This window comes from Streptomyces sp. CO7 (assembly GCF_053474865.1).
Window position 1 is genome coordinate 1096746 of record NZ_JBRIOU010000004.1, and the last position, 9672, is coordinate 1106417.

The window sequence follows — 9672 nt, forward strand, 5'->3', positions numbered from 1 at the left end:
TCCCCCGCCTACCCGCCGCTCGAACGCTCCCCCTCGCCCGGCGCGTCACGGGCTGCCACAACGGCGGCCGCCGATCGCACGCGGCTGGAGCTGTTCCAGCAGAAGACGGCCACCGCCCTGAACGCCGCTCTGGGCGGACGTCTGGGCGTCGTCCGGCCGGAGGCAGGCCGCGCCGACCGGTACTGGGGAGCCGGCACCGCGGGCACGGACGCCTTCCTGCTCCTGATCACCGTGCGTCCCGGGTACGCGGACCCACCGAGGTGCACGGACATTCCGGAGAAGCACTCCCGGTGCACCCGCACGGAACTGCCCGACGGAACCACCGGGGCCTTCCGCCACGAACCGATGGGCAACGGCTCGCTGTACGGCGTGTCGTTCGTTCACGCCCACGCCGGATCGCAGGTCGAACTGTCGATCCATCCGGACACCGACGCAGGGAAGAACGCGCCGCTGACCGTGGAGGAGCTCACCGACGCCGCGGGGGACGCCCGCCTGCTGACCGCGCTGCAGCAGGCGGTGGGCAGTCCCCTCTTCACGGAGGAGGGCGGTTCGGATGGGTGACGGAACGCGTGGGCGCCGCAGATCCCCTGGGCGCGCGCACTTACGCCGGGCCCGGCGCAGACGGCGTCGTGCCGTGTTGCTCACCTGCCTGGTGCTGTGCCTGGGAGGGGCGGCCACCGTGGCGGCGATCGGCCTGCCGGCGATACCGGGACTCGCATCCCTCTCCGGACTGTCCGCGGACGCACGGCCCTCGCCATCGGCGAAGCCGAGGACCTCCCCCTCCTCCGCGCCGTCGGCCACGCGGTCCAGCTCGCGGCCGACCGCCGCCCCGGAGCCGAGCGAGGAGCCCGAGCCTGAACCCGAATCGCCCACCGTCCCCGAATCCGGTCCGGGCACGTTCACCGTCGCACGGGCCGGCGCGACGACCGGCGGCGGGTACCCGTACCGGGTGGAGGTGGAGGACGGCAGCGGCGTCGACCCCGACCAGGCCGCCGGCCGGATAGCCGAGATCCTGGCCGACGAACGGGGCTGGGCCCAGGGCGGCCAGGCACAGTTCCGTCAGGTCGCCGACAACAGCGCCACGCTGGTGATCCGCATCGCCACCCCGCAAACCACCGACCGGCTGTGCGCCGCCTACGGGATGGACACCGGAGGCGAGGTCAACTGCCGCGCTGGCCAGACCGTCGCCGTCAACCTCCGCCGCTGGCAGCTGGGTTCACCCCAGTTCGACGGGCCGCCCGACGAGTACCGGGCGCTGATCGTCAACCACGAGGTGGGGCACTGGCTGGGCCACGGCCACCTGGGCTGTCCCGGCCCCGGGCGGGAGGCGCCGGTGATGATGCAGCAGATCAAGGGCCTGGCCGGCTGCGTGTCCAACGCCTGGCCCTACAAGGAGAACGGAACCTATCTTTCCGGACCGACAGCCCCCTGACCGTCAGCCGCCGACAGTCAGCGGCGGCGGAAGACCAGGCGGCCGGCGAGGACCGTGGCGAGGCAGGTCCCGTCGGCGGCGCGGAGCACGAAGTCGGCGTTGCGCACCGGGGCGACCTCGAGGAGGCGGGGCAGCAGTTCCGCGGCGCGGTCACCGAGGCGGGTCACGCCCATGCCGGAGCGCTGGACGATCGTGGCGATCGCCGGGTCGGTGAAGGGGCCCTCCACCATCACGGTGCCGCGCGCGAGCAGGCGCTGGACGCCGCGCCGGGCGCTCTGGCGGAGCCGGGTGGGAGTCATCGGGAGCGCGGCGAAGGCCTCGCCGGTGAGCGGCTCGGCGCCGAGTTCGTCCGCCTCGCGGGGGTCGGGCCAGTAGGCGCGCTCCAGCAGGGCGGGGCCGTCCGGCTCGTGCCGGCCGGGCTCCAGGAGGCCGTCCCACTCGCGGACCCGGACCTCGGGCGTCCACCCGGCCGCGCCCGCGGGGTCGTCGCCCTCGGCCCGGGAGAGCCGGGCGTGGTCGGCGCTCAGCAGTTCCTCGTACGGGCCCGCCGCCACCACGTGGGGCGTCGCGACGAGCACCGCGCAGCCGGGCTCCACCGGCCCGCCCACCGTGCGTCGGACGCCCAGCGAGGGCCGGTGGATCGTCAGCAACGCCCCGGCCTCAGCGCGCGTCGACGATCTGGAGCTCCGGGTGGGCGATGCCGCGGTCGATCGCCGTGGAGGAGATGTGCGAGGTCACGCGGTCGCCGTCGCCCGGGTCGTTCGCCGGGTCGTCGTGCACGACGAGGTGCTCGTAGGTGGTCGCCCGCTGCGCCGGGACGCGGTCCGCGGCACGGATCAGGTCGATGATCTCCTGACGGTTGGAGCGGTGACGGGCGCCCGCGGAGGAGACCACGTTCTCCTCCAGCATGATCGAGCCCAGGTCGTCCGCGCCGTAGTGCAGGGAGAGCTGGCCGGCCTCCTTGCCGGTGGTCAGCCAGGAGCCCTGGATGTGCACCACGTTGTCCAGGAAGAGCCGGGCGACCGCGATCATCCGCAGGTACTCGAAGAGCGTCGCCTGCGTGCGGCCCTTGAGGTGGTTATTCTCCGGCTGGTACGTGTACGGGATGAAGGCGCGGAAGCCGCCGGTGCGGTCCTGCACCTCGCGGATCATCCGCAGGTGCTCGATGCGCTCGGCGTAGGTCTCGCCGGTGCCCATCAGCATGGTCGTGGTCGACTCCACGCCGAGGCCGTGCGCGGTCTCCATGATCTCCAGCCAGCGCTCGCCGCTCTCCTTCAGCGGGGCGATCGCCTTGCGCGGCCGCGCGGGCAGCAGCTCGGCGCCGGCTCCGGCGAAGGAGTCCAGACCGGCCTGGTGGATCCGCGTGATGGCCTCCTCGACGGAGACGCCGGAGATCCGGGCCATGTGGTCGACCTCGGAGGCGCCCAGGCTGTGGATGACCAGCTGCGGGAAGGCGTCCTTGATGGCCTTGAAGTGCGACTCGTAGTACTCGACGCCGTAGTCGGGGTGGTGCCCGCCCTGGAACATGATCTGGGTGCCGCCGAGTTCGACCGTCTCCGCGCAGCGGCGCAGGATGTCGTCGAGGTCGCGCGTCCAGCCCTTCTTGGTGTCCTTCGGGGCCGCGTAGAAGGCGCAGAACTTGCACGCCGTCACGCACACGTTGGTGTAGTTGATGTTGCGCTCGATGATGTACGTCGCGATGTGCTCGGTACCGGCGAACGTGCGGCGGCGGGCGGCGTCGGCGGCCTGGCCGAGGGCGTGCAACGGCGCGTCACGCAGGAGGGCGACCGCCTCCTCGGGGGTGATCCGCCCACCGTCGGCGGCGCGGTCCAGCACAGACTGAAGTTCGGCCTTCTCGGTCACCGATGCGTCCCTTTCGTCAAGGGTTTGGACGGACCGCATCAGCCTACGCCAGGGGTGCGAGGGACCGGACTTCGCCTGTGGACAACCGGTCCGGCCCGACGGTCAGAGGCCCTGGGCCAGGGCGGCGTGGGCCCCGGTCAGCAGGCCGAGGAAGGCGCCCGCCAGCAGGAACGGTCCGAACGGCATCTCCGTGCGGCGGCCGCCCCGGCGCAGGACGACCAGGCCCAGGCCGTACAGGCCGCCGAGCAGGAACCCGGCGAACGCCCCGAGCAGCAGCACCCCCCAGCCGTACCAGCCGAGGACGGCGCCGGTGGTGAGGGTGAGTTTGACGTCCCCGAAACCCATCCCGGCCGGGCTGACCAGGTGCAGCACCAGGTGTCCTCCGGCCAGGGCCGCCGCGCCGAGCAGCGCGCCCGTCCAGCTGCCGCCGTGCTCGGGCAGCAGGGCCGCGACGCCGAGGAGGACCAGGGCCGCGGCGGCGCAGGGCAGGGTCAGCACGTCGGGCAGCCGGTGCACCCGGGCGTCCACGGCGGCCAGCAGCACTCCGGCGGGCGTCAGCAGCAGCCACACCAGCAGCTCCGGCCGCGCTCCGGTGGCCGCCGCGACGGCCGCGCAGAGGAGGGCGGTGACGACGGGCAGGGCCACGCGGCCGCCGCCGTACGGGCCGGGGCAGCTCCGGCAGCGGGCGGCGCCCAGCCAGCCGGGCAGCGGATGCCCGGCCGGGCACGCCGCCCGCCACGGCTCGCCCGGCACCACGGCCAGCCGGTAGGCGGGTCTCCCGGCCAGCCCTCCGGCCACCGCTCCCCACCCGGCCGCGATCACCGCCGCCCACAGCTCGGTCGTCACCCGGCCAGCCTAGGCCGCAGTCCGGGCCGCCCACGCTCGATCGCCGCTACTGGAACGTGAGCTGCTCGCCCACCGGTTCCGGCAGCAGGATGTCCCGCAGCCGGCGCACGCCGGACAGCCACGCCGGGTTGCCCTCCCAGAGTTCCAGCAGCTCGGACGGCTCGGTGAGCACCCGCTCCAACGCCTCCGCCGCGAGCCCGCGCAGGCCGGTCAGGTCGGGCAGCGGTTCGTCCGGGGCGTAGGCGGTGGTGACCGGTTCACCGCGCGGACACTGCGCCGCGACCAGGGCTGCCGCCGCGACCGCCACCTCGCCGAAACACACGTCGTCGTGATCGCCGGTGCCTGTGTCGGCCGTTCGCAGGAGCGCCGCGCGCACCATGCCCGCCCGCTCCCCGAGCGGCGCGTCGTCGAGGTCGCCGCAGAAGTCCGCCGCGGTGTCGTTGTCGAACGGGCCGGTGTCCCAGGTACCCATGCGTTGCCCCTCCGGGGTCGGAAGGTGCGGGTGTTTCCCGCACGCCGCGCATGCTGGCACCCGGCACCGACAGCACCCCGCGGCCCTACGCCTCCAGGAGGTTCACCTTCACGTCCGCCGGGAAGCCCGTGGTGGGGCCGACGCGGCGGGCGAACTCGGTGACCGCGCCCAGCTGTTCCGGGCCGAAGCGGAAGTCCAGGGTGGTGAAGTACCGCTCCAGGAGCTCTGCGTCGAAGGCCTCCCAGCGGGCGGCCTGTTCGGCGACCTTGGTGACCTCCTCCAGGGAGAGGTCGCGGGAGGCGAGGAACGCCTCGTGGACACGGCGGGTGAGGTCCGGTTCGCGCTCCAGGTAGTCGCGGCGGGCGGCCCAGACGGCGAAGACGAACGGGAGGCCCGTCCACTCCTTCCACAGCGTGCCGAGGTCGTGCACCGCGAGCCCGAGCCGGGGCGCGTCGTGCAGGCTGGCCCGCAGCGCGGCGTCGCCGATCAGCACGGCGGCGTCCGCCTCGAGCATCATCGCGCCCAGGTCCGGCGGGCAGGTGAAGTACTCGGGGGCGACGCCGAAACGCTCCTGCAGCAGCAGCTGCGCCAGCCGCACGGAGGTCCGCGAGGTGGAACCGAGGGCGACCCGGGCGCCGTCGAGCTGGTCCAGCGGCAGCTGCGAGACGATCACGCAGGACATCACCGGGCCGTCGCAGCCGACCGCGATGTCGGGAAAGGCGACCAGTTCGTCGGCGTGCTTCAGGAATTCGACGAGGGTGATCGGGCCGATGTCGAGGTCGCCGGCCACCAGCTTCTCGCTGAGCTTCTCCGGGGTGTCCTTGGTCAGCTCCAGGTTGAGGAGCGTGCCTGTTCTCGCGAGCCCCCAGTAGAGGGGCAGGCAGTTCAGGAACTGGATGTGGCCGACGCGCGGCCGGATGCGAGAATTGTCCACATCGCGAGACTAGACCCCGTCCGGCGCAACCCGGCGTTCAGGGTGCGCCCGCGCGCGCCCCTGCGTCTCACGTCGGCCGAGCGACCCGTCCGCCTCCGGATCGCCCACATGGCGGAACCCCTCCGTCAACCCCGATCTGCGCTTTTTATGCACACGAGTGACGTGATCTTGCCCTCTCTTGATTCCCGGCCCGTGCGTGCTAGGCTCGCAGCAAGTTGCAGTTTGGTTTCCCTTGCAGTACAGAGCCTGCGGAGCATGTGACCGCGGGCTCTCGTCGTTTTCAGACTTCGCAGTTGTTTCGGACACTTGCAGGTTCTGGAGCAGGGCAACCCTTTGGGCCCAAGGAGGGCTTATGGCTACCGGAACCGTGAAGTGGTTCAACGCCGAAAAGGGCTTTGGCTTCATTGCCCAGGAAGGCGGCGGCCCCGACGTCTTCGTCCACTACTCCGCGATCAACGCGAGCGGCTTCCGCTCGCTCGAGGAGAACCAGGCGGTGACCTTCGACGTGACCCAGGGTCCGAAGGGCCCGCAGGCGGAGAACGTCACCCCGCAGTAAGCCTCCGGCTCGAAGTGAGCCCGATGCTCTGCTCCGGTTGAGTTGATTCCGGAACGAGTGCAGTACCCAAGGAGCCCCCTGCCGGTCATGACCGGCGTCCGAGGGCTCCTGCCTTTCCGCCCGGGCGGGCGGTCCGACGCGGACCGCCCGCCCGACGCGTGTCTCAGGCCTTCTCCAGGATCGCCGTGACGCCCTGACCGCCGGCCGCGCAGACGGAGATCAGGCCCCGTGCCGGACCCTCCCGCTCGGCGAGCAGCTTGGCCAGGGTGGCGACGACCCGGGCGCCGGTGGCGGCGAAGGGGTGCCCGGTGGCCAGCGAGGAGCCGGCGACGTTCAGCCGGTCCCGGTCCACCGGGGCCAGGCCCTGCTTCTCCCAGGCGGCCAGCGTGGCCAGCACCTGCGAGGCGAACGCCTCGTGGATCTCGACCAGGTCGAAGTCCTCGATGCCCAGCCCGGCGCGCTCCAGCATGCGCGGCACCGCGTACGCGGGAGCCATCAGCAGGCCGTCACCGCCCGCGCCACCGTCGGCCCCTTCCCCGCCGCCACCGGCGACGTCTCCGTGCACGAAGTCCACGGCCGCCGTCTCGTAGGCGGTCAGGTAGGCGAGCGGCTCCAGCCCGCGGGCCCGCGCCCACTCCTCGCTCGCCAGCAGCACGGTGGCCGCGCCGTCGGTGAGCGGCGTGGAGTTGCCGGCCGTCATCGTCGGGTTCGGACCGTCCAGGCCGAAGACCGGCTTGAGCGTGGCCAGCTTCTCCACCGTGGAGCCGGGCCGCAGGTTCTGGTCGCGTTCCAGGCCCTTGAAGGGCACCACCAAGTCCTGGAAGAAGCCGCGCTCGTAGGCGGCGGCCAGCTTGCGGTGGCTGGCCGCGGCCAGTTCGTCCTGCGCCTCGCGGCCGATGCCCCAGGCCCGGGCGGTGACCGCCGCGTGCTCGCCCATCGACAGGTGGGTGCGCGGCTCGGCGTTGCGCGGGATGTCGGGCACCAGGTGGGACGGGCGCACCTTGGACAGCGCCTTGAGACGCGCGCCCGCGGACTTCGCCCTGCGGGCCTCCAGGAGGATCCGGCGGAGCCGGTCGTTCAGGGCGAGCGGCGCGTCGCTGGCGGTGTCGGCGCCGCCCGCCACCCCGGACTCCAGCTGTCCCAGCATGATCTTGTTGGCGACCGCGATCACCGCCTGGAGCCCGGTGCCGCAGGCCTGCTGGATGTCGTAGGCGGGAGTCCGCGGGTCCAGCCCCGAGCCCAGCACCGTCTCGCGCGCCAGGTTGAAGTCACGGCTGTGCTTGAGGACCGCGCCGGCCACGAACTCGCCGACCGCGCCGGGCTCCCGCAGGCCGTACCGCTCGGCCAGCCCGTCGAGCGCGGCGGTGAGCATCTCCTGGTTGGAGGCGGTGGCGTAGGGGCCGTCGGAGCGGGCGAAGGGAATGCGCGTGCCGCCGACGACGGCGACGCGGCGGGTCGCCGGGGGCTGCAGGGAATCGCTCATCTCGGCCTGCTCCTTACCTTGTTCCTCGCGCCGCCCTAGCATCGGCGGCCTACCACTGGTCCTGCCCGGCCCGTCGGCCCGGCACGCAGGGCCTTACCATCGGTAACCTTACTTCAGAGTAAGCCCACCCCGTCCGTACAGCACATGCCTGGGAGCCCCCACATGGCCGACCGCTATCAGAGCTTCACCCGGACCGCGCCCGGCCGCTTCCTCACCAAGCGGCTGGGCCTGCCGCAGCCCGCCCCGTTGCGCCGGTGGTCGGCCGAGCAGCCCTCGCTGGACGGCCCCGTGCTCCACCTGACGGCCGGGAAGCCGGCCGTCGACCTGGCGCCGGTCCTCGCCCACACCGGGCTGGACGTGCGCACCGGGGGCGTCGAGCGGCCCGCCGCGGTGGTGGTCGACGCCACCGGCGTGCGCACCGTGGAGGCACTGGCGCAGGTGCACGCCGCGCTGCACCCCGTGGTCCGCGCGATCGCCGGCTCCGGCCGGGTGGTCGTCCTCGGCGCCCCGCTCGATCCGGCCGACCACCACCAGTCGGCGGTCCAGCAGGGCCTGGAGGGCTTCGTCCGCTCCCTCGGCAAGGAGATCGGCCGGGGCAGAACCGTCAACCTGGTCCGCCTCACCGACGCCGCCTCCGCCGAGTCCACGCTGCGCTTCCTGCTCTCGCCGAAGTCGGCGTTCGTGGACGGCCAGGTGATCGAGGTCGACGCGGCCGAGCCGGCCGTCCCCGAGGACTGGGACCGTCCCCTGGCCGGCCGGACCGCGCTGGTCACCGGGGCCGCGCGGGGCATCGGCGCGTCCGTCGCGCAGACCCTGGTGCGGGACGGCGCCCATGTGGTCGTGCTGGACGTCCCGCAGGCCGAGGAGGAGGCCCGCGCCCTCGCCGAGCGACTGGGCGGGACGGCTCTGGGGCTGGACATCACCGCCGCCGACGCCGCCGACCGGATCGCCGCGGTGCTGCCGGACGGCCGCCTGGACGTGCTGGTCCACAACGCGGGCATCACCCGCGACCGCCGCCTGGTCAACATGCCGGCCGATCGCTGGGCCTCGGTCCTCGACGTCAACCTGGCGAGCGTGCTGCACACCACGGACACGCTGCTGGCGCAGGGGCTGATCCCGCGCGGCGGCCGGATCACCGCCACCGCCTCCATCGCGGGCATCGCCGGCAACTCCGGGCAGACCAACTACGCGGCCAGCAAGGCCGGCATCGTCGGCCTGGTCCGCGCGCTGGCGCCACGGGCGCTGGCCGAGCACGGAGTCACGGTCAACGCGGTGGCGCCCGGTTTCATCGAGACCAGGATGACGGCGGCGGTCCCGCTGATGATCCGGGAGGCCGGGCGGCGGATGAACTCGCTGGTCCAGGGCGGCCTGCCGGTGGACGTCGCGGAGACCCACGCCTGGTTCGCGAACCCCGCTTCCGGGGGCGTCAACGGCCAGGTGGTCCGGGTCTGCGGCCAGAGCATGCTGGGAGCGTGAGTCGATGACCGAGGGGATACCGGGGTCCGAGTCCGAGTCCGGGGCCGGGGCCGCGCCGGAGGAGTCGCGGAACGTGGTGCTGACCCGGGCGCCGGCACTGGCGCCGCTGCTGGCCCGTGGCGCGCTGCTCTCCCCCACCAAGCGGCCGCGGCCGGACGCGCCGTTCCCCCGCACCCGGCTGGTGCTGCCCGCCGTGCGCGCGGACGCGGGGCGGCTCGCCGCGTACGAGCGGATCTGCGGGTTCGACGCGGACGGCACGCTGCCGGTGACGTACCCGCACGTGCTGGGGTTCGCGCCCACGATGCGGCTGATGAGCGAGCGGGCCTTCCCGTTGCCGGTGCTGGGGCTGGTGCACACGTCGATCGAGGTCACGCGGCGGGCCTCGATGCCGGCGGACCGGGCGTACGAGATCGCCGTGCACGTGGCGGGGCTGGCGCCGCACCGCCGGGGCACGGAGGCGACGGTCGTCACCGAGGCGCGGGCGGACGGCGAGCTGGTGTGGGAGTCGCGCAGCACGTACCTGGCGCGGCACCGGGTCGCCCCGCCCGCGGAGGTCCGCGAGGAGGGGGACCACCCGTCGGGGCGGGAGGGCGTCGCCGAGCCTGAGGAA

At 73.4% G+C, this 9672-nt stretch carries 10 protein-coding genes and 1 pseudogene; 5 read left to right on the top strand and 6 right to left on the bottom strand.

The window, feature by feature from the left end:
• Both ACOV8S_RS17855 and ACOV8S_RS17860 read left to right on the top strand, forming a co-directional pair.
• Positions 1-561: hypothetical protein (locus ACOV8S_RS17855; RefSeq protein WP_448318764.1), on the top strand; the 561-nt coding region annotated here is incomplete at its 5' end.
• Positions 554-1432 (top strand): DUF3152 domain-containing protein, encoded by an 879-nt coding sequence (locus ACOV8S_RS17860; RefSeq protein ID WP_448318765.1) that lies wholly within the window; start codon positions 554-556, stop codon positions 1430-1432. The genes ACOV8S_RS17855 and ACOV8S_RS17860, both read left to right, overlap by 8 nt.
• A gap of 17 nt (positions 1433-1449) precedes the next feature.
• On the opposite strand, the gene ACOV8S_RS17865 is transcribed toward ACOV8S_RS17860, so the two are convergent.
• The 5 genes from ACOV8S_RS17865 to ACOV8S_RS17885 all read right to left on the bottom strand — a co-directional run bounded on the left by ACOV8S_RS17865 (position 1450) and on the right by ACOV8S_RS17885 (position 5547).
• Complete coding sequence (locus tag ACOV8S_RS17865; RefSeq protein ID WP_448318766.1) at positions 1450-2082, bottom strand: hypothetical protein; 633 nt, start codon at positions 2080-2082, stop codon at positions 1450-1452.
• A gap of 10 nt (positions 2083-2092) precedes the next feature.
• Positions 2093-3295: a cyclic dehypoxanthinyl futalosine synthase gene (mqnC, locus tag ACOV8S_RS17870; protein WP_448318767.1), complete on the bottom strand. Its 1203-nt coding sequence runs from the start codon at positions 3293-3295 to the stop codon at positions 2093-2095.
• Between the two features lie 102 nt (positions 3296-3397).
• Entirely contained in the window at positions 3398-4141 is a 744-nt protein-coding gene (locus tag ACOV8S_RS17875) for a prepilin peptidase (RefSeq protein WP_448318768.1), read from the bottom strand.
• Between the two features lie 46 nt (positions 4142-4187).
• Positions 4188-4613 (bottom strand): DUF4259 domain-containing protein, encoded by a 426-nt coding sequence (locus ACOV8S_RS17880; protein ID WP_448318769.1) that lies wholly within the window; start codon positions 4611-4613, stop codon positions 4188-4190.
• An 85-nt stretch (positions 4614-4698) separates the two neighbouring features.
• Positions 4699-5547 carry a menaquinone biosynthetic enzyme MqnA/MqnD family protein gene (locus ACOV8S_RS17885; protein ID WP_448318770.1) on the bottom strand — a complete coding sequence of 283 codons (849 nt, stop codon included), beginning with the start codon at positions 5545-5547 and terminating at the stop codon, positions 4699-4701.
• Between the two features lie 352 nt (positions 5548-5899).
• On the opposite strand from ACOV8S_RS17885, the gene ACOV8S_RS17890 reads away from it, so the two are divergent.
• Entirely contained in the window at positions 5900-6103 is a 204-nt protein-coding gene (locus ACOV8S_RS17890; protein ID WP_108954893.1) for a cold-shock protein, read from the top strand.
• Between the two features lie 163 nt (positions 6104-6266).
• On the opposite strand, the gene ACOV8S_RS17895 is transcribed toward ACOV8S_RS17890, so the two are convergent.
• Positions 6267-7586 carry an acetyl-CoA C-acetyltransferase gene (locus ACOV8S_RS17895; protein ID WP_448318771.1) on the bottom strand — a complete coding sequence of 440 codons (1320 nt, stop codon included), beginning with the start codon at positions 7584-7586 and terminating at the stop codon, positions 6267-6269.
• Between the two features lie 162 nt (positions 7587-7748).
• On the opposite strand from ACOV8S_RS17895, the gene ACOV8S_RS17900 reads away from it, so the two are divergent.
• Together ACOV8S_RS17900 and ACOV8S_RS17905 are read left to right on the top strand one after the other, a co-directional pair.
• Entirely contained in the window at positions 7749-9062 is a 1314-nt protein-coding gene (locus tag ACOV8S_RS17900) for a 3-oxoacyl-ACP reductase (protein WP_448318772.1), read from the top strand.
• 4 nt (positions 9063-9066) lie between these two features.
• Positions 9067-9672, top strand: a pseudogene (locus ACOV8S_RS17905) (hypothetical protein); the annotation flags it as partial.